This window comes from Haloferula chungangensis, from assembly GCF_042664875.1.
Lineage (GTDB): Bacteria > Verrucomicrobiota > Verrucomicrobiia > Verrucomicrobiales > Akkermansiaceae > Haloferula > Haloferula chungangensis.
In genome coordinates, this window is the sequence record NZ_JBHTBS010000008.1 from 20269 (window position 1) to 44400 (window position 24132).

General features: G+C 58.3%; 19 protein-coding genes. 8 read left to right on the top strand and 11 right to left on the bottom strand.

Going from position 1 to position 24132, the window contains the following annotated elements; all coding sequences use genetic code 11:
* Positions 1-5: 5 nt before the first annotated feature.
* The 8 genes from ACFQY0_RS14880 to ACFQY0_RS14915 all read right to left on the bottom strand — a co-directional run bounded on the left by ACFQY0_RS14880 (position 6) and on the right by ACFQY0_RS14915 (position 9758).
* Entirely contained in the window at positions 6-2906 is a 2901-nt protein-coding gene (locus ACFQY0_RS14880) for a M56 family metallopeptidase (protein WP_379713848.1), read from the bottom strand.
* Positions 2903-3304, bottom strand: coding sequence for a BlaI/MecI/CopY family transcriptional regulator (locus ACFQY0_RS14885; protein WP_379713850.1), 402 nt, complete (start codon positions 3302-3304; stop codon positions 2903-2905). The genes ACFQY0_RS14880 and ACFQY0_RS14885 overlap by 4 nt, the downstream gene beginning before the upstream one ends.
* 123 nt (positions 3305-3427) lie before the next feature.
* Positions 3428-4021, bottom strand: a complete 594-nt coding sequence (locus ACFQY0_RS14890; RefSeq protein WP_379713852.1) for a hypothetical protein — start codon at positions 4019-4021, stop codon at positions 3428-3430.
* Positions 4022-4092: 71 nt separating this feature from the next.
* Positions 4093-5241 (bottom strand): Gfo/Idh/MocA family protein, encoded by a 1149-nt coding sequence (locus tag ACFQY0_RS14895; protein ID WP_379713854.1) that lies wholly within the window; start codon positions 5239-5241, stop codon positions 4093-4095.
* Between the two features lie 15 nt (positions 5242-5256).
* Positions 5257-6576 (bottom strand): hypothetical protein, encoded by a 1320-nt coding sequence (locus tag ACFQY0_RS14900; RefSeq protein ID WP_379713856.1) that lies wholly within the window; start codon positions 6574-6576, stop codon positions 5257-5259.
* A 32-nt stretch (positions 6577-6608) separates the two neighbouring features.
* Positions 6609-7610 carry a sugar phosphate isomerase/epimerase family protein gene (locus tag ACFQY0_RS14905; RefSeq protein WP_379713858.1) on the bottom strand — a complete coding sequence of 334 codons (1002 nt, stop codon included), beginning with the start codon at positions 7608-7610 and terminating at the stop codon, positions 6609-6611.
* Positions 7611-7640: 30 nt separating this feature from the next.
* Entirely contained in the window at positions 7641-8732 is a 1092-nt protein-coding gene (locus ACFQY0_RS14910; RefSeq protein ID WP_379713860.1) for a hypothetical protein, read from the bottom strand.
* 3 nt (positions 8733-8735) lie between these two features.
* Positions 8736-9758, bottom strand: a complete 1023-nt coding sequence (locus tag ACFQY0_RS14915; RefSeq protein ID WP_379713862.1) for a hypothetical protein — start codon at positions 9756-9758, stop codon at positions 8736-8738.
* A gap of 131 nt (positions 9759-9889) precedes the next feature.
* On the opposite strand from ACFQY0_RS14915, the gene ACFQY0_RS14920 reads away from it, so the two are divergent.
* From ACFQY0_RS14920 to ACFQY0_RS14950, 7 genes are all read left to right on the top strand, one after another.
* The gene (locus ACFQY0_RS14920; protein WP_379713864.1) at positions 9890-11365 is read left to right on the top strand and encodes a sulfatase; all 1476 of its coding nucleotides are present in this window, start codon (positions 9890-9892) and stop codon (positions 11363-11365) included.
* Between the two features lie 61 nt (positions 11366-11426).
* Positions 11427-12050, top strand: a complete 624-nt coding sequence (gene upp, locus ACFQY0_RS14925) for a uracil phosphoribosyltransferase (RefSeq protein WP_379713866.1) — start codon at positions 11427-11429, stop codon at positions 12048-12050.
* Positions 12051-12162: 112 nt separating this feature from the next.
* Positions 12163-12318: a small basic protein gene (locus ACFQY0_RS14930; RefSeq protein ID WP_379713868.1), complete on the top strand. Its 156-nt coding sequence runs from the start codon at positions 12163-12165 to the stop codon at positions 12316-12318.
* Between the two features lie 126 nt (positions 12319-12444).
* Complete coding sequence (locus ACFQY0_RS14935; protein ID WP_379713870.1) at positions 12445-13311, top strand: pseudouridine synthase; 867 nt, start codon at positions 12445-12447, stop codon at positions 13309-13311.
* Between the two features lie 75 nt (positions 13312-13386).
* On the top strand, positions 13387-15339 hold the full coding sequence (gene acs / locus ACFQY0_RS14940; protein ID WP_379713872.1) for an acetate--CoA ligase: 1953 nt from the start codon (positions 13387-13389) through the stop codon (positions 15337-15339).
* 8 nt (positions 15340-15347) lie between these two features.
* The gene (locus tag ACFQY0_RS14945; RefSeq protein WP_379713874.1) at positions 15348-16217 is read left to right on the top strand and encodes a hypothetical protein; all 870 of its coding nucleotides are present in this window, start codon (positions 15348-15350) and stop codon (positions 16215-16217) included.
* Positions 16218-16506: 289 nt separating this feature from the next.
* Entirely contained in the window at positions 16507-18159 is a 1653-nt protein-coding gene (locus ACFQY0_RS14950) for an FAD-dependent oxidoreductase (RefSeq protein ID WP_379713876.1), read from the top strand.
* 22 nt (positions 18160-18181) lie between these two features.
* On the opposite strand, the gene mpl is transcribed toward ACFQY0_RS14950, so the two are convergent.
* The 3 genes from mpl to ACFQY0_RS14965 form a co-directional block, all read right to left on the bottom strand.
* Positions 18182-19576: a UDP-N-acetylmuramate:L-alanyl-gamma-D-glutamyl-meso-diaminopimelate ligase gene (gene mpl / locus ACFQY0_RS14955; RefSeq protein WP_379713878.1), complete on the bottom strand. Its 1395-nt coding sequence runs from the start codon at positions 19574-19576 to the stop codon at positions 18182-18184.
* Between the two features lie 3 nt (positions 19577-19579).
* Positions 19580-20461 (bottom strand): haloacid dehalogenase-like hydrolase, encoded by an 882-nt coding sequence (locus tag ACFQY0_RS14960; protein ID WP_379713880.1) that lies wholly within the window; start codon positions 20459-20461, stop codon positions 19580-19582.
* A gap of 122 nt (positions 20462-20583) precedes the next feature.
* Complete coding sequence (locus tag ACFQY0_RS14965; protein WP_379713882.1) at positions 20584-21480, bottom strand: TIGR01777 family oxidoreductase; 897 nt, start codon at positions 21478-21480, stop codon at positions 20584-20586.
* Between the two features lie 85 nt (positions 21481-21565).
* Between ACFQY0_RS14965 and ACFQY0_RS14970 the strand changes: the two genes are divergently transcribed.
* Positions 21566-24100, top strand: a complete 2535-nt coding sequence (locus tag ACFQY0_RS14970; RefSeq protein ID WP_379713884.1) for an LPS-assembly protein LptD — start codon at positions 21566-21568, stop codon at positions 24098-24100.
* The last annotated feature ends 32 nt before the right edge of the window (positions 24101-24132 follow it).

Below are 24132 nucleotides of genomic sequence, written 5' to 3' on the forward strand. Positions count from 1 at the left end.
GAGGCTCAGTTGGCGATTATCTCGATATTAAGAGGCAAGATACCAGCCTTCTCAACTGCCGATATGACCGCAGATAGTCGCTCAAACTTGATTTCCCTATCCGAGCTGATCTTGACCTCCACACGAGGGTATTTTTCATGCCTCTCACGAACCAGATCTTCGATATCACCTAGTTCCACCACTTTGTAATTCATTGTGTAAACGGCTTCGTCATTCTCGAGTGCAATATTCAAGCGGATCGCTTCGCGATTAACAGGCTCGACCGGCATGCGAACCTTGAGGGGCTGCAAATTCACCAGAATTTCCTTGGGATCGCCCGGCAAGCCAAACACCACGACTTCACCATCAGGATTCAGTGCAGCGTAGTGTTTCCCTGCCACTAGCTTATGTCGCGTCGTCCCCGGATGATCACGGTTCCATTGGACAATCCCATCCACAATTTCTCCGTAGTTCAGTCCTTTGATTGCGCTGACAACTCCCAATGAGAAACTGGCCGGGACCCCTAGCTCCAATGGAGCAAGAATCGCTCCATTCACGGGCATGATCACGTCCGGCTCCGGCACGAAAAGGTCGCCAACTTTACCTTTTTCGATAGCAGCCAGATCTTGCTCCTTGGTGGATCCTGGTTTCCTCGGCACCGTTGATAAGGTCGGTCGAGAGCCAAGATCGATAACCTGAACCAAATCCCTATCCGGGTGGGGAACTAGCCAGGAGAAATTCAGTGTCGTACTGGTTTCACTAAAATCCAGATTCCCACGTGGTTCGCCACGGTCCGGCTTACGTTCGGGCAGTCGCCCGTAGTTCTCTTCCGTTTTCGGATGGTTGGGGATGACGGGATTGAGTGTGCCTGAGGGTGTCTCAACTTCCCGCCGATAGCTGATGACCGGCTCCCCCACCTCTTCGAACTCGAAACCATGCTGCCCGTCCCGCCCTACCCTCGGAGCGTATGAGGAAACTATCAACCCGACATAAAGCCCACTCTCAACACCCCGATCCCATTTGAGAACCACAACCACATTCGCCCTATCGGTATAGACCCGGATCGGATTCAAGGCCTTCACTTCCGCTGGCCAATACTCCCTGTCGATTCCCTCGTCTCGTTTCTCCAACAAGCGAGTATCAGCAAACATTTTTTCGCAAGCTCGACGAAGCTCCTCTTGGTTCCGCAACGCATTCTCGCCAATCTCCAGCCTGCCGATTGGCACGAACTGGACCCACAACTTACCGGGCTTTCCGTGGACCCCCATCATGACGATCCGGCCCGATGGCTCGAGAGTCGCATAGTGCTGACCGGCGACCATTCGATGCGACACCATCCCCGGATTTCGCCGGTTCCACAAGATGACTTCATCGGCCACCTCAGAGAGCGACTTCCCCTTCAAGCCTTCCCGAATGACCCTCTGGTCTATCGCTTTTTCACCCAAATCCACTGGCGCCATCACCACCCCGTTGATAGGCATCACGACGTCCGGTTCGGGAATAAACAACTGCCCGACCTTCGCCTTGTTGAGATTCACACGGTCTTCTCCAGCCGTCGCCCCCGGTGTGCGAGCGACCTTTGACAGTATCGGAGGAAAATCGAAATTCACGACCGTTACCTCCTTCGCATCCGGTCGGAGCACGAATTGATCCATGGGCAGGTTCCAGATACCAGCGGTGAAATCCAGATCCACCGGTGTTCCGTCCATCCTTGGCTCCCGATTCTCCTTGCGATCAATGAACTCTCCTTCGCCGCCATCAATCGACTCCTCCGACCCGGCTTGCGAATCGCCATCCGCGGACTCGTCGGAATCGAGATCGGAATCGGGATCGGAATCGGTTAGAGCCATGGTGATGGCGACACCCGCAAGCGATAACAATCCGACCATCCATCCGACGTTTCCGAGCCGGACGCCTCCCGGCCCCCCTTCACCCAACAAACGCATCACCCGTCTTTCCAGTGGATGGACCCGGTTACCCGTCGCCGCCAAACTCACGCTTCCCTCAGGCAAGCTGGCCCCATTCTCCCATCTCAATTCCGAGCAAAGCACCAAGGCTTCCGCATAGTCCGCCGGATCACAGCCCAACGCGAGAACCAGGTCGTCACAGGCTTCCTCGCGCGATTGCTCCAGGACTCGGCTCATCCACCAGACAAGCGGATGGAAGAAGAGCACGGTCTCAATCATCCGCTGAATCACCAGCACCAAGGGATCACGCCGTTGCAGGTGAGCGAGTTCGTGAGCGATCACCGCCTCGACCTGAACCAAACTCAATCGAGTGGCCAAGGCCACTGGAAGCAGGATGACCGGCTTGACCAAGCCCAGCACCACCGGAGACGCCACCTCTTGCGACCACCTCAAAAGCGGCATGACCCGCAAGCCGAGGGTCATCCCCATCTTGTTCATTTCATGTCGCCAATGCTCGCCGACCATCGACGAACTCCCCGCCAAAAGACGAGCCGAACACCGCCACCCGAAGAGCAAGCGAAGGATCATCACCGAAATCCCTATGAGATAAAGGGTGATCACCCATGGCGCGCAGGCCTTCCAGAAAACCGGTCTTTCATCCTCCAAAACCACGACAAGCCCCTCGGTTCCCGAGAGGAATCCCACTCCATCGTGTGGAACGGAAACCGGATCCGATTCGATCGTGGCAGCCGGCTCCGAGAGTTCCCGCTTTTCCACATGCCCCATCTCCTGCGCACCTGCAATCGAGGGACCGCCTTCCTTCTCTCCAATAAAAAGCATACATGCCGGAAAGGTGCCGGCCAGCACCAGCATCCCGACGAGATACACCGCGTGCCGCGCGGCGGGAGTCCGGATCCACAGTCGGTCGATCAGAAAAACCAACCCACCTACCAATCCACCGATCCAGAAAAAGTGAAGGATCGCCTGGGTGAAGGATACCGCGAACTCGCTGAAGTTCATTTCCGTTCCCCCCTTCTATATCGCTCAATCGCAGACTTCAGTTCGGAGTGCTCATCCGCATTCAGCTGGTCGCTCTCAAGCAGGCTAAGCATTAGCGCCGAAGCCGAACCACCGAACATCCGAGCTACAAGATCACCCACCATTCCCTGTGATACCTCCTCACGACTGAGCTTCGGAGAAAATTCATACCCCTTCCCCTCCGAAACCGACTCTCGAAGGACATATCCCTTGTCGAACATCACATTGAGCGTCGTGATCAGAGAAGTGTGGGCCAGAGTTCTGAATCGATCAGCCAGAACCTGACGAACCTGCTTCACCGTCAGAGGAGACTCCTCCCAAAGAACTTTGAGAATCTCCAACTCCAGCTCGGTGGGGTGCCTTGATTTTCGTCGCGCCATCTTTCTTCTATTTAAATAGAAATACGCCGCCGGAGGTCAACCTTAATTTCTATTTATATAGAATTACCGTCCAATCGGAAGTTCAGTGGATGAATCCCAGTCAGATCGAAAGATTGGAAGTCCTTACTCCTTCAACTCGATCCGGATCTTTCCGGGCTCGATCTTGAGCGAGTTCACTCCTGCGAGCTTGCCACCTTTTCCTCCGATCGCCTCGCCGATCAGATCCTGGCCTTTCACGCCCCCGAGCCAATCGTTCGGCAGCGAGACCCCCCAGGCAGTGACGTCTTCAATGACAAAATGAACGCCCGACTCATCTTCATGAACCAGGAATCGAGCTTTCACTTTAAGCGTCTTTCCTCCCACGACCGGAAGGTCCTCATCGAGATCCATTTCGACACGGGCGTGAACCGCATCGGTCGCCAGCTCGAACTTCACGCTATCGCCTAGCGTCGTGTGCTCGTTGAGCAGGCCGTTGAGCTCGCGTTCGCTGAGTTCGATCTCCCGTTTGCCCGGCTCGTATACCGGCTCTTCCTGCTGGAGGACTTCGACCTTCTGCTCGACGACCTGCTTTTCCTCGGCGGAAAGCACGACCGGATCGATGGGGCGATTATTCCACCACCAGAAGACACCTGCAACGAGGGCGATAACGGCGAATAAAACCAGGCCCTTGACGACGCAAGAGCCCCTCTTCCCGGATGTTGCAGGTCGTTCGGACATTTGCCGACCAGTCTCGTCCTCACCGCGCAGATCGCAATGAGAACTTACTGGTCAGATTGGAACGCCCGTTCTCAGGACTGCTTGACCTCGACCCACTGCCCGGTGCGGGCGGATTCGAGGACAGCATCGCAGACATACTGGGTGCCCAGCGCGTGGCGGAAGTCCGGATACTGCTTCTCGGCGGAAGGATCATCGAGCGACTTCATGAACTCATAGAGGCCATGAGTGAAGCTGTGTTCATAGCCGAGGCAAAGACCCGGAACCCACCAGTTGCCAGCGTAGGGCTGGTCTCCGTCGGAACAATGAATGCTGCTCCATCCGCGACGATCGCTTGGCACGCCGTGATCGAAGTAGGACAGGCGGTTCAAGTCGTGAAGATCCCAGGAAAGCGACTTGTGCTCGCCATTGATCTCGAAAGTCTTGAGCGCCTTGTGACCACGCGCGTAGCGGGTGCTCTCGAAGATTGCCAACGAACCATTTTCGAAACGGGCGAGGAAGGAACAGGCATCATCGATGGTCACCGCCTGCTTTTCACCGGTTTCCTGGTGAACGCGCTCCTTGATGAAGGTCTCGGTCATCGCCGAAACGGACACGATGTTTCCATTGATCCAGCGTGCGGTGTCGATGCAGTGAGCCAGCAGGTCACCCGTCACGCCCGAACCAGCCGCGGCTGCATCGAGACGCCAGAGCGCGGCGCCGCCTTGTGGCAGGTCTTCGGAAATCGTCCAGTCCTGGAGGAAGTTCGCGCGGTAGTGGAAGATGCGACCAAGTTCACCGGCTGCCACAATGTTCTTGGCATGGGTGACGGCTGGGAGGAAGCGGTAGTTATACCAGACGAGGTTTGGCAAACCGGATTCCTCGATCGCCTTGACCATCGCCTCACCCTCTTCGCCATTCAGCGCGAGCGGCTTTTCGCAGAGCACCATCTTGCCGTGCTTGATGCACTCCAGTGCGATCTCGGCGTGCGAGTTGTTAGGCGTGCAGATGTCGATCGCGTCAATGTCGTCGCGCTTCACCAACTCGCGCCAGTCGGTTTCGTAGGAGGCATAGCCCCATTTTTCCGCGAACTCCTTCACCGCTTCCTCGTTGCGACCGCAGACGGCCTGACGGACGGGCACGTGCTGGGTGTCGAAGAAGTGGTCGAGTTGCGAGTAGGCATTTGAATGGGTACGACCCATGAAGCCGTAGCCGATGAGTCCGATTCGGATTTGCTTTTTCATGATGGATGGAACGAGTTACCCGGCGAGGATACCGGGGGTTTTGGAATGCGCGTTTTGTGGGAAGTCGAAGGTCAGGACGAGCGGTTCGGACCCCAGGTTCTCGATTTCCACTCCGCCGCGATTCAGCGCCGCCTGGGTAATGAACCCGATCTCGGGATAAAGTTCACCAAGCTTCATGTCCTGGTGATAGCGCACTTCGAGTTTTCCAACGCGTCCGCGTCCGCCATTGGTGTGGAACAGCGCGGGGCTTTCCGGACAGAATTTCGTCTTCGCGCCGGGTGCCAGGGTGAGACGGAGAATCGAACACTTTTGATCGCCGAGGACCTCCCCGTAAACGATCCACTTGGCGTCTACTCCTTCGCCGGCGAATTCCTCAGCGGTGATCGCCGGGCGCGAGTTCTTCTTCACGAAGTCCGGGTCCTGATTGGCCTTGAAGTCGAAGGTATCCACCAGGAACTCCCAGTCTTCGTGCCGGTCCTTCGGATAGTCCGCTTCCCGGCAGGCATAAAACGCATCCGCGGCGCCGATCCGGCCATCGAGCGTCCGGTCCTCGGCGAGGAAGTGTTCGTCCATCGTCACATGCAACTCGTGCGTGCAAAGGTCCGTCGGCGAGTGAAGCACGCCATTCGGCATCACAAAGCCGTTATCAAGCTGCATCATCGTATGCGGCGAAAGATGCCGCACGCCATTGTATTCGCCCTGTCCCCAGCGCTTCATGCACGCCAGGAAATCATCCTTCGTGACGAAGGGATACAATCCCATGGCAGTGGTGTGATAATGCGATGGATTGACTCCGGGATTGTCGAAGGAGTTGATGTCGTAAACCTCCCACTTCGACCAATGCAGGTGATGCGGAATCGGATTCAGGTTGTCGAACTTCTTGGAAACGATCGGCCAGGTGATTTCACCGAACAGCGATTCGGAAACAGCCATGATCTTCTCGCCCATGACGGCCTTGGGATCGGCCTGAATCAATTCCTGTAGCGAGACGACTTGTCCGTCCGGCGTCAGCACGTGGGCTTCCCCTTCTCGAAAAGGCGCCTTTCCCGTGCGGGTATCGATGACACCCGTCACAATCGGCACAGTGCAGCACATCCAGATCTCATCGAGACCGGTGCCGCCCATGTAGTCCGGATAGTACGATTTCGCATCCAGACGGATGCGTTTCCCTGGGGTACAAAAGGTGCGACCGGCGTAGCGGTGCAGGAGTTGTAGCACCCCGTCGTTCTGATTGAGGCAGTCATCGAGAATCGAATCAATCGGATCCGATCCTCCATCGATAACGTCGTGTTGCGGGTACTCGTGCAGTTTCTCCGCGAGAGTTGAAGAAGCCATGGCAGATGGATTATTTCGGTTAGATGATCGCTTCAGAGTGCCTGATCGACGTCGATCATCGCTTTGAGGATGGCGTTCCAGGTGGCGGGATCCTCGAGGACCGAGTTGTCGAACATGCAGCCATCCCAACAGATGTGCTCGATGCCGCGCTCGGCGGCGCCCTGCAGCCAGTACGTCGAGCACTTGGCAATATCGAGCTTGCCGTTCGGATCGTCCGCCGGGCAGTGGCGACCGGTCTTGTCGTGACTGCCGGTGCCGTGCACCGAGCCGTCGTTCTGGGCGACGTGGAAGTCGATGGTCCACGGACGAAGCGCGTCCGTCATTGTCTTGTAAGCGGCCCAGAACTCATCGTCCGAGTAGCCTTCCTTCAGCAACGCGGCCTCGGGGGCATTGTAGCCCATGAGGTAGAGGTAGGTGTGTGCGAGGTCGGCCTGGAAACCCACGACACCAGGCATGGCGGTCGCTTCCAGCGTATCGACCGCGGCCTTCCATGAATGGAAGCCACCCCAGCAAATCTCACCTTCGGCGGCGATGCGCTCGCCGTGTTGCTCGGCGACCTTGCCCGCTTCGCGGAAAGTCTCGGCCACCTTGGCGGTGTTGCCGGCCGGGTCCTTGGCGAAATCCTCGGTACCGCCGGCGGTGTCGACCCGAATCACGCCCGACTTGCGCACGCCGTGCTCATTGAGGATCCTGGCGATGCGGCAGGTCTTCTCGACGGCCAGCACGAAATTTTTGCGATCCTCATCGGAACCGAAGGCCGGACCACCGACCGTGCCCGGCCAGACCGGTGCCACCAGCGAACCAACGGATAGCCCCGCGCCCGCGATCTTGTCCGCCATCTTTTTGATCTCGTCCTCCGAGGCATCGGGATCGGTGTGCGGGTGGAAGATAAACAGATCGACGCCATCGTACTTCCGACCGTCGACCTCGGCGGCGGTGGTGAGTTCGAGCATGTGATCGAGCGAGATCGGCGGGTGATCGGTATCGGGCTCCTTGCCAACCAGGCCGGGCCACATCGCGTTATGGAGTTTCATGGTATTCTTAGGGTTATGGATTGAGGGGTTTCAGAGAACGTGGGACCAGTCAACGGAGCACTCCACGGAGGCACCATTTTCACCGGTGATTTGGACAAGCTCATCACCGGCCGGAGTGATCGAGGAGACGCGGCCGAAGCCTTCCGGCACGGCGGCAACGGCCTGGACGATGCGCAGGAAGACCTTCTTGTTGGGATCGAAAGTCCGCACGGTGGGAATCCCCGGCAGGGCCTCTTCGCGCGAACGGGTGACATCATCACAGAAGTGCGAACAGACTTCCTCGACGCCAATGCGACCGAGGTGCCGTCCGTCCCACGGCGCGCCGTCACGACCGCCATTCGACATCCAGAACAGGGTCGCGGGAAAATCCTCGGGGTTCTTCAGCGAGAACCAGACGTAGCCGTCCATCACCACCGCCGACCAGGCGAAAGGTTGTTCGTCGCTCGCCGGTTCGTTGACCATCATCACCAGATCTTCAAAGCCCTTGCGGCTTGGCCAGCGGGTCAGATCAGCCGTTCCTCCATCGGCGAGTTCGACCGTCTCGAGCGAATCGAAGGTCGCCCCGTCCTTCAGACATTGACGCTCGCCCGCCTCTGGATTGGAAAAGACTCCTTGGTAGACCGATCCCCAGCGAAAGGGTGAGACACTCACCCGCGCCGATCCCTCGGCCATCGATGAGCAATCGAGGATCGGATGATTGCCGTAGCTCCACTTACCCTCGAGTTCTGAAATACGAAACTCATAGTAGATCGCGGAGTGACCGGAAACGAGTCGATACTCCTTCTCCACTTTCGCACCACTGTCACCAGACTTCATTCCGATCACCAGGAGGTCATCTGCCGCCGAGATCTCCGACCAGTCCTCGTTGGCAGAGGCGCCATGCGGAGGACCATCGTCCTGAGGACCGAAAGGCAGACACAGAAAATCCCCCCGAAGCACCTTCAGCAGTGAAGGAAGCGATGAGTTCACATCGTCAGGCTGCCACGGCGAAAGCGAGTAGGGCTTCACACAGCGATCACCAAGACGGAAAGCCGCCGTGCTCATCCCTCCCGTCACCGTAACGTCAAGCGTCACCAGATCACTGGCGACCCTCCAGGTCTCCGCACCATGAATCCGTTCCATTGTTCAAGCTTTTGGCATCCAGCCACGGTTGACGTAGTTATTCAGAATGCGGGCAACCGAGGCGAGGCCATCGGCCACCACCTGAGTGTAATCCCGACCGTCCAGCGTATCGACTCCATGTCCCGGATCAAGCTGGCGCAAGGCCACAAGCGCCTCATCCTCGTGATGGAACATTTCGACGGAAACCTGGCTCAGAGCACCGCTTCGTCCTCCAGCACCTAACAGCGCCGCCACCCAGCCATCATCGGTCGAAAGACAACCCCGGGTCGTCTTCGCCGAGGCATGCATCATTCCCAGCCCACCGGCAGCGGCGATCTCGGAGATGAGCTTTTCGTTCGTCGGAATGTCCAAGGCCGAGTCACCGCAATGCGCTGCGTCCACCAGACAACGGAAAAACGGCTTGCCGATTTCCTCGTTTGCCTTCTGCACCCAGCTCCAAAGCTTCCCGAGGTCCGTGAAGGTCTGGAACTCACCGGGCCGCAAAAACTCGATGTCCCATACACTTACCGAAGAATCTTCCAGACCTGCTTCGTGATAAGCCCGGGCGTGGACCTTCACCGTCTGAGCCACCACTGCATCGAAATCCGCGCCGCGCTTCGGAGTCGCTCCCGGGACCATCCAGCCCTCGATCGAGGTCGAAGCCAGATGGGTGATGCCGAGCTCCTTGGCAATTTTGAGTGTCGGAAGCAATTGGGCAATCGTGGCATCCTCATCGGCAGGATCCATCGGATCCACGCCACCGAGCATGATGACCAAATGCACCTTCAGGCCGAGTTCTCTCAAGGCCAGAATTTGAGCCGGATATTCCTCCGGATGGGTTCCCGGGAAAATCGGGACCTGCACCATGTCGACCTTTACGCGAGACCGCTCCAGCACCTCCCTCACCGCCTCGACCACGACGAATCCTCCCGATTCGGAGCGCGGGAGACGTCCATCGGCATCAGGCACGAGCCCGCCCACGAACTTCGCATGAGTCGGCACAAAGCCGAGTTCCACAGGTGCGATGAGGGTAATGTCTTTTTCCATAATTTCTGAGTCCGAGAAAAACTGATTAAGCTACTGGAGAAAGCCCCCTTCTTTGTCATCGGATTTCTGAACGCGTGACGAATCATCCCAACTGCCTCCAAATCGGCATCCTAAGCAGCTTCCCCACACCCATGAAAATCATCGCCCTGATCGCCGCCCTCACCCTGCCTGCAAGTGCTACCAACATCATCTTCATGATGGCCGACGATCTCGGATACATGGACGTCGGCTTTAACAACCCCGAAAGCTTCTATGACACGCCGCATCTCAACAAACTGGCCACTCAGTCGATGCGCTTCACCTCGGGCTACGCCGCCTGCCCCGTCTGTTCACCGACCCGTTCCTCAATCCTGACCGGTCAGTACCCCGCCCGCACCCGTAATACCAATTTCTTTGGCGCGCCCAACGAATTCATGGAAATCCCGGCAGATTACCAGGCGACAAAAGACGGAAAATTTGGAAAGCATGCTGATCGACCCGTCCACCCGGCGCCCTACGTCGGCAGGCTCGACGCCGCCCATACCACCCTCGCCGAGGCACTCAAAACCCATGGCTACGCCACCATGCATGCCGGAAAATGGCACCTCGGACCGAAAGGATCATGGCCGGAAGACCACGGCTTCGACATCAATATCGGCGGCACTGAACGCGGGGGGCCCTACGGTGGGAAAAAATATTTTTCACCCTACGCAAACCCGAACCTTCCCGACGGTCCGAAGGGCGAACATCTCCCCGACCGCCTTGCCAGTGAAGTCAGCAAGTTCATCACCCAGCACGGGGATCAGCCCTTCTTTGTCTACCTGCCATTCTACTCCGTCCACACACCCCTCATGGCTCCACAGGAGCTCGTAGAAAAGTATGACAACAAACGGAAAGAGCTCGGACTGAAAGCCGCCTTCGCCCCCGAGCCACCCCGAAAGAACCGCACCATCCAGGAGCATGCCGTTTACGCCGGCATGGTCGAAGCCATGGACAGCGCCGTCGGAAAAGTCATGAAAGCCCTCGATGACAATGGCATCGCCGACGACACCATCGTCATCTTTTTTTCCGACAATGGCGGCCTCTCAACCTCCGAGGGCTCCCCCACCAGCAACCTGCCCTACCGCGCCGGCAAGGGCTGGATGTACGAAGGCGGCATCCGCGAACCACTCATCGTCCGCTGGCCGAAGACCGTCAAAGGCGGCAGCGTTTGCGAGACCCCGGTCATCTCCACCGACTTCTACCCCACCCTGCTCGAAGCCTGCGGGCTCGACCCGCTTCCCGAGCAACACAAGGACGGCGTCAGCTTTGTCAACCTGCTCAAGGACCCGCAAGCCGAGCACCAGCGCGCACCCCTGTTCTGGCACTACCCGCACTGGGGAAATCAGGGCGGTATCCCCAGCTCCGCCATTCGCGACGGAAACTGGAAGCTCGTCGAATATTACTGGAAAAAGGACGTCGAGCTCTTCGATCTCAGCAGCGACCCCGGCGAACAGCACAATCTCGCCGCCAAAAACCCTGAAAAAGTCACCGCCCTCAAAGCCAAGCTCGATGAGTTCCGCAATGACACCAAGGCCCTCGCCCCCACACCGAACCCAAAGGCAAAGAAGAACTTCAACAAGTGGTGAGCTGGCGGGGAAAGCGGCTTTGATGATTGGCCCCCGCCCCCATCCCTGCTTCCTTTCAGCCATGCTCCACGTCGTCGATCACCCCCTCATTCAGGTAGAACTCACGGCTCTGCGCGACCGCAACTGCCCGGGCAGCGCCTTCCGCCAGCACCTGCGCCGGATTGCCTCGCTAATGGTCCCGGCCGTCACTGCCGACTTCGCCACCCGCCCGGTGCCCTGCGAGACTCCGCTGGAGATCACCACCGGCGTCGCCGCCGAGAGAAGCATCGTCCTCACCCCCGTCCTGCGAGCCGGCCTCGGCTTCCTCGATGGCTTTTTCGACCTCCTCCCCCAAGCGTCCGTCGCCCACATCGGTCTGGCCCGAAACGAAAAAACCCTACTCCCCGAGTCCTACTATTTGAAGGTCCCGCCAAATCTCGCCGACTGCGAGGTGATCCTCCTCGACCCCATGCTCGCCACCGGCGGCTCCGCCGTAGAAGCTCTGCGAAATCTCAAAAAGGCCGGAGCCAAACACCTCCGCTTCGTCTGTCTCGTCGCTGCCCCCGAAGGCATCCAGACCTTCCAGGATGCCATGCCCGACGTCCCGATCTTCACCGCCGCCGTCGACCGCTGCCTCAATGACAAAGGCTACATCCTCCCCGGACTTGGCGATGCCGGAGACCGACTTTTCGGCACGACGGGCTGAATATTCCCGATCTGGCCACCGATTTCTGGAAACTCCCCATTTTTCCCATTGCCATCCGCGCAGATGGCTCCTAGTTTCCGCGCCCCGCGACCTGAACCCCGCGATTTTTCCCATGTCCAAGCACAGCAGTCTCAAGCTCAAAGGTGGCGCCGAAGGTAAGCGCTCCGTCATGAAGCGTTTCGAACGCGTCAAAGTCCTCAAGGCCCGCGGCCTGTGGAAAGATGGTCGCAGCCCAATCGGCCTGCCAAAGACCAAGGGTGAGGATTGATTCCTCTCCTCTCTTGTTTTTCTTTTCGAAAAAGCGCGGTCCTCTCATCGGGGTCGCGCCTTTTCTGTTTGAGGATATCTCCACTCGCAATGAGCAGAGAGTTCATCGTTTAATTTATAGTGTTTCATGAAAGACGGCACCCGACTCAACAAATACCTCGCCTCCTGTGGCGTCGGTTCACGCCGCGCATGCGATGCCCTCGTTCAGGAAGGCCACGTTGAAATCAACGGACAGCCTTGCATGAACCCGGCCCATCAGGTGCAGCCCGGCGACTTCGTCCGCGTTGATGGCAAACGCGTCGTCGCCAAGGACAACAACGTCATCATGATGCACAAGCCGCGCGGCTTGGTCTGCACCAAGCGCGACGAACTTGGACGCAACACAATTTACGAATTGCTGCCCGGCAACATGCAGCATCTGCATCACGTCGGCCGCCTCGACCGTGAGTCCGAAGGCCTGCTCGTCATGACAAATGACGGCACGCTTTCGCAAAGCCTCATCCATCCTTCCAAGAACATCGAGAAGGAATACATCGTCACCGCCAATCAGACGATCAGCGACGATCATCTCGACGTCTTTCTCACCGGCCTCTACACCGAGGACGGCAAGCTCAAGGCGGCTGAAGTCGAGCGCCTCTCCCCGCGCCGCATCCGCATCGTCCTGATCACCGGCCACAAGCGCCAGATCCGCATGATGTTCAAAACGGTTGGTTACACCGTTCAACGCCTGGTTCGCATCCGCATCGGCTCCTTTGAACTGAATGACATTCCACCAGGAAAATGGCGACCGATCAGCGAAGAGGAAATCGCTCTGCTTAAAACCAATCCGGATACGAAGAAGCGGATCAAGGCCCGCCGCAAGCCGCGCTCGAAGGAAGCCAGGGAGGCTGGCCGGCGTCCCGCGCGCAAAGTCGCCAAGAAAGCGGCAAAAAAGGCTGCGCGCCGACCTCCAGCCGGGCTGACCAAAAAACAGCCACGCAAACGGAAATATTGAGTGGCCCCACCACGTCATGATTCGTTAGATGGATTCGCTGCGCGGAACGCGGCGACCCACTAACCCAATTCAGTCATGAGCAATAACATCGAGAGCCATCAGGTCGAAAATCGAGTCTTCAAACCCTCGAAGGAATTCGCCAAAAAGGCCCGAGTTTCAAGCATGGCGGAGTATAAGAAGCTCTGGAAGGAATCCGTCGACAAACCCACCAAATTCTGGGCCCGCGAAGCCAAGGAGCTCTGTTGGCAGAAGAAGTGGAAAGAGGTCCTCGATTGGAAAGCGCCGCACGCCAAGTGGTTCGTGGGTGGCGAACTCAACGTCTCCGAAAGCTGCGTCGATCAGCACGCCAAAGGCAAACGTCGCAACAAGGCGGCGATCATCTTCGAAGGAGAACCCGGCGACAAGCGGGTCATCACCTACGCCCAACTTCACCGCGAAGTCTGCAAGTGGGCCAACGTCCTGATCGGCCAGGGAGTACACCCCCATGACCGGGTGCTCATCTACATGCCGATGATCCCCGAAGCGGCCTTTGCGATGCTCGCCTGCGCGCGCATCGGCGCCGTGCATTCCGTCGTCTTCGGCGGCTTCTCGGCCGACTCGATCGCCGATCGCCTGGAAGACTCAGGAGCCGAGCACATCATCACCGCCGATGGCGGATGGCGCCGCGGCAAGATCATCCCCCTCAAGGACAACGTCGACGCGGCCATCAAGTCGAATGCTTCGATCAAAAGCGTCATCGTCGTCAAGCGGACCGAACAGAAGATCTCCATGAAGAAGGGCCGCGACCACTGGTTCCTCGATCTGGAAAAGGACGTCTCGGCCAAGCACGAAGCTCAAGCCTTCGATTCCGAGCACCCGCTTTTCATCCTCTACACATCCGGCTCCACCGGCAAACCCAAGGGCATCCTCCACACCTCAGGCGGCTACCTCACCGGTGCCTACACGACCTGCAAATACGTCTTCGATATGCGCGACGAAGACGTCTACTGGTGCACCGCCGACGTCGGCTGGATCACCGGCCACACCTACATCGTCTATGGCCCGCTGGCCATGGGTGTCACCCAGGTGATGTATGAAGGCGCACCGAACCAACCCGACTTCGGCCGCTTCTGGCAGATGATCGAGGAATACGGCGTCTCCATTTTCTACACCGCCCCCACCGCCATCCGCGCCTTCATCAAGGCCGGTGATCATTTCCCGGAAAAGCACGATCTCTCCTCGCTGCGCCTGCTCGGCAGCGTCGGCGAACCGATCAACCCCGAAGCCTGGATGTGGTATCGAGACAAGATCGGCGGTGGACGCTGCCCGATCGTCGACACCTGGTGGCAGACCGAAACGGGGGCCATCATGATCACCCCGCTGCCCGGCTGCACTCCGACCAAGCCAGGCACCGCGACTCTTCCCTTCTTCGGCATTGATGCCGCGATCCTCGATGAGTCGGGCAATGAAGTTGGCCCCGACGAAGGTGGTCGCCTCGTCATCCGTCAGCCGTGGCCATCCATGACCCGCGGCATTTACGGCGACAAGTCCCGCTACAAAAAGGCCTACTGGTCCGACTACAAAGGCATCTACACGGCGGGCGACGGTGCCCGCCGCGACGAAGATGGCAACTTCTGGATTGTCGGCCGGCTTGATGACGTCCTCAACGTCTCCGGCCACCGACTCGGCACCGCCGAAGTGGAAAGCGCGCTGGTCGCCCACGATGCCGTCGCCGAAGCCGCCGTGGTCGGCAAGCCTCACGAAATCAAAGGCCAGGCCATCGTCGCATTCGTGACCCTGAAGGGCGATCACGAGGAATCGCCCGAGTTGCTGGGAGAGCTTCGGAATCACGTGGGAAATGCCATCGGATCCATCGCCAAGCCCGACGAACTGCACTTCACCCCGTCCCTGCCGAAAACCCGTTCAGGCAAGATCATGCGTCGGCTTCTCAAGGAACTTGTCGAAACCGGAGATATCTCCGGCAACATCACGACCCTTGAGGATTTCGAAGTCATTGCTAATCTGAAAAAGAAGCTCGGCGGAAAGTAGAACACTCCATGACGACCACTCGATATCTCTTTGCACGCGTCGCCCAGGCATTCGGCATCCAGCTCCGCCAGCGACGCATGGCTGAGGCGGCCTCAGAATCCCATCTGCTTCGTGAAGCCGAGCAAATCCTCGGTGAGCGAATTTGGGAGAACGTTGAAGGCGTCGAAGAACTTGGAGTCGAATACTGGAACCTCCGCCGGCTCTCGTCGGAGCGCGATCGATTGCTGAAGAAGCTCAAGGAGTTTGAAGAAGTCCTCACCGAGGCCCACGATCAACGCGCCTCGGTCCTCGGCGAGAAAACCACCGCCCAGACCCAACTCGAAGAACAGCGCCAAAAGCTGGTCATTGAACTCGAAGGACTCGCTCGCGAGCGCGACAAGATCGTCAACAAGGCCAGAGATATCCGTCGTCTCTACGACGGGCTCAAGACCAAGCTCGAAGTGTTGAAAGAGGAGTCGCGCGAGGATGCCGATGTTCTGGAGAGAACTCAGCTCCGCATGACCGATCTTCGCAAGCAGTTTGAAGATCTCAAAGAGGAGCGCGACAAGATCGCTGAGGAGATCGGGCGGCGCGACAGCGGTTTCGCAGAGATCGACAAAAAGCTCGAAGTTGAACGAAACCGCCACCGCGAAGAAGCCTCCGTGGCATTCCAGCAAATCGGCGACGCCAACCGTGCCATTTCTGAATTCAAGGCGGAGCTCGGGCTCATTGACACCCGCATGAAACAACTTTTTGGAGAGATTGGTCGCCACATCAGTCATCACGCCGCGCACAATCCCCAGTGCCGATCGGCTTCACAAAACCAGCGGGCAATGATCGAAGTCATGTCCCAGTTACGGAAGTCGATCAGTCTGAATCACAAACTCTCAGGCAACTGATCGCCCCCGAGCGCGCCACTTGACTGGCGACTCCGTCTAACAAATTGCTGCGCCCGCCCAAGGGGATCCGAGCATCGACAGATCCGTAGTCGATGCAAACTCCCCTCATCAAGCCAGGGAGCCATCTTGATCTGCGGCGCGGCGATCAAGGTCCATTCTCTTTGAAACATTTGACACGCGTCCTTCGTTTCCATCGACAAATTCGTCCCAAGCATCTTTCGCCAATGCGCCAGCATGGCCGGAGGGGCACGGGCTGAGCGATCAATTCCAATCCCAATCCCGCAGAACATTGAACTTACTTAAGAAGATTCTCGCACCGTTGACGGTCGTGCTTGCCATAAACACCACCACTCATGGCGAGGGGAAATCCCACAAATACGACATCGTCATTTATGGTGGGACTTCCGCCGGGGTGACCGCAGCCGTGCAGGCATCCAGGATGGACCGGAGCGTGGCGATTGTCGGACCTGACAAACACCTCGGTGGACTATCCTCCGGCGGCCTCGGATTTACGGACACGGGTCGGAAGGAAGTGATCGGCGGCCTGTCGCGGGAGTTCTACGAACGCATTTATGACTACTACAGAAAGCCCGATTACTGGAAATATGAGACTGAAGGCGATTTCCTGAAGAAGAAGCTGGGAATGCGCCAAACCACCAAGGATGCCATGTGGTCCTTTGAGCCAAGTGTTGCGGAGTCCGTGTTCGAGGATTTGATCCGCGAAAACAAGATCCCGGTATTTCGGGATCAATGGCTGGATCGTGAAAACGGCGTGGTCAAATCCGATGGCCGTATCAAATCCATCACCATGCTCAGCGGCATGAGCTTCGAGGCCAAGGTCTTCATCGATGCCAGCTACGAGGGCGACCTGCTGGCCGCCGCCGGTGTGAGTTATCACGTGGGTCGTGAAGCGAACAGCGTCTATGGCGAAACCTGGAACGGCGTGCAGGCCGGCGTTTTCCACCATGATCACCATTTCGGAGACATGAAGATCTCTCCCTACAAGGTTCCAGGTGACCCGGACAGCGGTGTGCTTGCGAGGATCTCCACAGTCCCAGCGGAACCGAACGGAAGCGGAGACAAAATGGTGCAGGCCTACTGTTTCCGCATGTGCCTGACCAATGAAGCCGAGAACCGCATTCCCTTCCCCAAGCCCGAGGGCTACGACCCGGATCAGTACGAACTTCTTCTACGAATATTCGAGCACCTGGATCCCATGCACGTGTTCCACAAGTTCGATCCCGTCCCAAACAACAAAACCGACAGCAACAATCACGGCCCGTTCAGCTTCGACAACATCGGGATGAACTGGGACTACCCCGAGGCGAGCTACGAACGCCGCAGGGAGATCATCGAAGAGCACAAAACCTATCAACTCGGGATGCTCTACTTCCTCTCCAACGACCCGCGCGTTCCGGAGAAACTTCGCGAAGCGATGAAGGTGTGGGGCTTACCCAAGGATGAATTCGTCGACAACGGAAATTGGTCGCATCAACTCTACGTTCGGGAAGCCCGGCGCATGGTGGGCAAGCATGTCATCACCGAGCACGATCTGATCGGAAATCCCGAGAACCCGAAATCGATCGGCATGGGCTCCTACGGCATCGATTCCCACAACACCCAGCGCTACATCACGCCCGAGGGCTACGTTCAGAACGAAGGAGATGTCGGCGTCAAGGTTCCCCCCTACCAGATCACTTATGATGCCATCGTTCCCAAGGAAAACGAGTGCAGCAACCTCCTCGTCCCGGTGGCCGCATCCTGCTCGCACGTCGCCTACGGGTCCGTGCGCATGGAGCCCGTCTTCATGATCCTCGGCCAAAGTGCCGGCACGGCGGCCAGCCTGGCGATCGAGGATGCCGTGAGCGTCCAGAATGTGGATTACCCCAAGCTGAAGGCGCGCCTGACTGCCGACAAGCAGGTCCTTGAGTTCAAACGTTGAAAACCCCTCCTGTGGGCGGCCCTCACTTGGTCTCTGCCTGAGCCAGCGTCTCCAACAACTTGCGGTGAATCCCCCCAAAGCCGCCATTGCTCAGCACGACGATCACATCGCCTTCCAGCACCTCGGCACAGACAGCTTCGACGATGCCGTCCACGCTCGGGATGTGACGACCGCGACCTCCTTCGACGGATGCCGCCACCACGGCAGGATCCAAGCGATCCTCAAGCGGCACTTTCTCGGGATCCGGAAGGTCAGGCAAGATCGCCACATCCGCCCCTACCAGGCAGTCCGCGAGCTCCCCCTGAAAGACCTTGCGTTTGGTGGTGTTCGAGCGCGGTTCAAAGATGACCCAAAGCTTGCTGCCCGGGTGCTGCTGCCTGATCGCCTCAATCGACTGACGAATCGCCGTCGGATGATGAGCGAAGTCATCGACGACCTTCACGCCGCGCACTTCACCACGAACTTCCTGGCGGCGGGCGATTCCATCGAAAGTTTCCAGGCCTTCACGGATCTCATCTTCGGACAGACCTCCGAGTCCCGCAGCTACCACCGCCATCGCCGCGTTGCGCACATTGAACTCGCCGGGCATCCGGATCGAATAGGCCACTCCGTCGAGCTTGAATGAACTACGATCTTTCTCGTAGCTCACATCGCTGATCTTCAGATCGCAGGTGTCGGAGAAACCCACCCTGCTGATCGGACAAGGCGCCTTTCCGATGATGTCCAGGCAGTTCGCATCATCGCCGTTGATCACGGCCCGACCATTTCGCGGCACCACATTGAGCAGGCGTTTGAAGGTCAGCTTGATCTCATCGAGATTGTTGTAGATGTCAGCGTGGTCGAACTCGATGTTGTTCACGACCGCCACTTCGGGAAGATAGTGGAGGAACTTCGAACGCTTATCGAAAAACGCGGTGTCATATTCATCGCCCTCCAGCACATTGAATTCGGAATCCGCGAAATTTGCGCCCCGTCCGAGATTCTTCGGCAATCCGCCAATCATCCAACCCGGATCTCGACCGGCGGAAAGAAACAGCCATGCGAGGATCGATGACGTCGTCGTCTTGCCATGCGTCCCACTGACCACGAAATTCCGACGACCTCGCAGAAAGTGCTCCTTCATCACTTCCGGCAGGGAAACGTAGAGCAAGCGGCGATCTAGCGTCGCCTCCGCCTCTTCATTCCCGCGGCTGATGGCATTGCCGATCACGATTGCATCGGCACCCGCCGGGATGTTATCCGCGCGATATCCCTCGCTGAGTTCGATGCCTTCATTTCTGAGGAAGTCCGACATCGGCGGGTAAACATTCGCGTCCGATCCGGTGACGGTGAACCCTTTACGTTTCATGGCGACGGCCACCGACCCCATGGCCGTGCCGCAGACCCCAACAAAGTGGAAATGCTTCTTCTCAGACATTGATCAAAAAGTCGGTGCGGACACCGTGCCGCGGTCTCGTTCTTCTTCGCGCTTGCGAAGGATGCGGTCGGCGATCTCGCGAACCATTTCACTCAGCAGCAACCACAGGTGACTGCCCTCGCGGTAGTCCGCAGGGGCGATGTGTTTCACCCGGTTCGCGTGCGCGCAAAGTTGGAAACATTTGCCGAAGCTCCGGCCGGTCTGGTCTTCCGGATTGTAGACCGCAATGCCCTGACCACCATTCCGCGAAACCACCGTGAAGCACGGAACATCCGTCGGCCCGTCGCCCACGTAAATCATGTTCTCAAAGGGCACCGGGCGAATCTCAGGCGGCATGTGGTCGTTCACATCCTGCGAGTAATCCAGCATGCCCTTGTTGATGCGGAAAAGGAACTGGGTCTTGGTCGTGTGGGAAATCGCGCGCTTTGGGAACGAAATATTCCCCGATGCGTTCTCGCCAAACTCGCAACCGAAAATCGCTTTCACGCGGTGCTTCAGCCGTGAGCCATCAAGCAGCGCCTTCAGGCCGGAGGAGATGATGTAGTACTCCACGGAAATTCCCGCCGCTTCATGATCGGGCTTCAAAACCCCTTTGTGGAGCTCGTCAAAAATCTCCGGGACACCCGGGAAGAAGTTCAAACCCGCGCCGAGTTCCTCGAGACGCTTGTTGGTCACGCCGTCCATCTCCAGGTAGTCGAGCAGGCACTTCAAATAGGCCATCTCCCCGTCCCACTGCTCGTCCTTCACCAGCGCATTGCACTTCTTCCAGAACTGCTCGGGATCAATGCCGAATTCAGGGAATACGACATCGTCCTGCATGTAGCGCGGACTCAGCGTCTGGTCGTAGTCGAAAACCAGCGCAATTCGATTTTGGGGAACAGCCATTGAAGCGGGTGAAAGGCAATCAAGCACCCTAGCTACCGGCAAGCGCAATCGGCACTGGCGGCGCTGGACCCGATCGACATCCGCCATCAGCCCAGGCTCTGAGCCTTGACCTCCGGCGAGGCCTACTCGACCACCAGTTCGCTCAATGCCGCCTCCAGCGTCGGGTAGCGGAACTTGAAACCCCGTTCCAGAAGCACCTTCGGCACTGCATGCTGACTCGCCAGCAAGCTCTCCGCAAACCCGCCAAGGACCAGTTTCAGCGCCCATGCCGGCACATGCATGAAGGCCGGACGCTTGAGCGCTGCAGCGAATTTCCGCGTCAGGTCGCGGTTTCTTTCAGGCTCGGGCGCGCAGCTATTCACCGGTCCCGCATAGTCCTCGCCCAGCATGTAGAGCATCCCCGCGACGAGATCTTCGAGGTGAATCCACGGCATCCACTGCCCCCCTTTGCCCAAACGTCCTCCGGCTCCGAGCGAAAAGGCCGCCCGCATCTTCGTCCAGGCTGCCCCGCCATGCCCGAAGACCACCCCGGTCCGCCATTGCAATACCCGGACACCCAAATCCGCTGCTCGATCCGCCGCCTTCTCCCAGTCCCGACAAAGCTCCGCCAAATAGCCATCGCCGAAGGCCGCGCGCTCATCAAGCAACTCGTCTCCGCGATCTCCGTAGATCCCGACAGCCGTTCCGTTCAAAAACACCCCCGGTCGCTGCTCCTCCCGCTCGAGGGCACCCACAATCGTATCCACCACCCCTACCCGGCTTTCCCGAAAGCGCTTCTTCCGCGACTCCGTCCAGCGCTTGTCGATCCCCTCGCCCGCCAGATTCACAATCACCTGCAAGCCTGATAGATCGGGATCATCGGACCACTCCCTCCATTCCGACACCCCATCGCCAGGTGCCCGCGCGCTGCGGCTGTATCCCACGATTTCCCAGCCCGCGATGCTTGCTTGCCGCACCAATTCCGCCCCGATAAATCCCGAAGCTCCCACAATCCCCATCTTTCCCATCTCAGCCTTCATCCACTCCCATCATTGGCAGCTTCCCCGCTTGCGCAATCGCTTTCCACCTTTACTTGGCTGCGGCTTGGGACTGAGATGCCGCCCGATGAGGCTTGTTACCTTCCTGCTTTCCACCACGCTTCCTATCGCAGCCCAACAAGCCGACGAGATTTCTCCTCCGCGCGACCATGAGCCCGCACCGATCGGCCCCGTCATCCCCGTGCCGCTGCCTACTGATACGGACATGCTCGCCGCGGACAATATCGCTCCCGCCCAGCCGGAATCCGTGAAACTCGCGATGGACGGCGGTGCCGACTACACCGCCGCCACCCAGACGCTGGTTTCCAAAGGAGCGATCCGCGCCACTGCCGATACCGGCATGACGCTCAGCGCCAATCGTGGCCGTTACGAAGGGGAATCCAAACTCGTCATCGTCGAAGGTCAGGTCAAACTCCGCACCGAAACCGGCGTCGAAATCTTCGCCGACAAGGGCGTCCTCGACGACACCGCCCGAACCGTTACCCTGACAGGAAAGGTCTCCATCTATCAGGGCCAAACGCTTCAACGGGGTGACCGCGTGGTCTATTTGATGGATGAAAAAAAGGTCGATGCCTCAGGCCTGCGCACCGGTGTCGACCCCCTTCTCCTCGAAGCCGGACAGTTCACCATGGAGGAACGAGATGGCGAAAAAGTCTACGTGGGTCACGGCGCCGGGGTGACCACCCACGACGTCGAAAAACCCGCTTTCTGGGTCAGATCCGAAGAAACCACCGTTTACCCAGAAGACAAAGTCACCTTCAAGGACATGAAGGTTTACGCCGGGGAGACTCCCATCTTCTGGCTACCCTATTTTTCCCAGCCACTCGATGGCGACCTCGGTTATCACTTCGTCCCCGGGGCCCGCTCGAACTGGGGTGCCTACCTTCTCAACAGCTACGGGATGCTGCTGGGTGAAGGCGACTCCGTCACCGGCGACGACGCCTGGCTGCTTTCCCGATGGAACTTCGATCTCCGGGCGCGGCGCGGGGTCGCAGGCGGTCTCGACCTCATTGACCGTCGGCAGGAGGAAAACCCGAATCTAACAGGGCTCTCGCTCTACTTCGCCTACGACTCCGATCCCACCATCTCACGAACCGGGCTTCCCCGACCGAAGCTCGACCACGAGCGCTGGCAGGCCGCGCTCCAGTACCGCGTTCCCCTCTCCCTTGAAGGCGGCGACAAATGGCGGGCCGACTTCAATATCAACGCTCTCAGCGACAATTACTATCTCGAGGACTTTGATTCCGAGATGTTCCGCACCGACCCGAGTCCCGACAACACCTTCGGCCTCTTCCGTCAGGACGAGAACTCACTCTTCGGCATTGTCGCCCGCGTTCGTCCGAACGATTTCTACCGCTCGGACACCCGACTTCCTGAGATTTCCTTCGACCAATCCCGACGTCCGATCTTCGGCAGCCCGATCCTCCATGAAGGCATCACCTCATTCACGGTCTCCAGTGAGGAAATCGGTTCGGCCACCGCATCCACCATCCGAAGCCTGCTTGCCCTTCCACCCGGCAGCCCGCTCGTCCCGACCCTCATCAGCCAGCTACCTCCCTACGAAAGGCAACTCGTTCAGACGATCCGCGCCCTTCCTCCCGGAAGCACCGTGTTGCCAGCCTTGACCCAGCAGCTTCTCAATCCTGCTTACACCCGCTTCAATACCTATCAGGAACTTTCCCTTCCAAGGACCTTCGGCGGCTGGCTCCATTTCACTCCGGAAGTCGGTGTGGGGTACTCCCGCTACTGGAACGTCGAAGGACCTGCAAATTCGGCCAGCCGAACCCACCTCTACGCCGGTGCCGAAGCGTCCCTGAAGTTCAGCAAGGACTTCGGCGATTACCGTAGCCGCCGCTGGGGACTGGATGGACTGCACCACGTGTTCCAGCCATACGCCCAGTTTTCCTTCCTGAATACCGACGACCTCGAACCGCTGTTTCCCGGCATCGACCGTGAAACCTTCACCACCCGACCCCGCACCCTCGATCCCAGCCGATTCACCGCCGTCGACTCACTTCGCGACTGGTCGATCTTCCGCTTCGGCATGCGCAATCACCTCATCACCAGACGCGACAAACAGAGCTTCGAATGGCTCTACATGGATACCTACATCGATGCCTTTGCCGATGATCCCGAGTTTGATCGCAGTTTCTCGAACCTCTACAACGACATCACCTGGATGCCGCTTCCCTGGCTCAATGTGGATCTTGAAACACAGTTTCCCGTCATCAACGACGGCTCGGGATACTCCGAAGTCGCCGCGCGTTTCCGATTCATGCCAAATGAAAATGTCGAACTCTCGATCGGCAATCGCTTCCTCAACAACCACCCCGTCTACACCGACTCCAATCGCTTTGATGTCAGCACCTTTATCCGGCTCAACGACAAATGGGGCGTCGGTGCCCTGCAGTACTGGGAGATGGACGACGGCGTTCTTGAGCTCCAGCAGTATACCGTTCACCGCGACTTCAATCACTGGGTCGCCGCCCTCGGATTTACGGCCCGGGACAACCGCATCGACAACGAATACGGGGTCGTTTTTTCCTTCACCCTCAAGGATTTCCCCTCCGCCACCCTGCCACTGAAGATGGATGCCGAGTAGGGAAAATCCAAGTACCAGCATCCGTCCCCCAA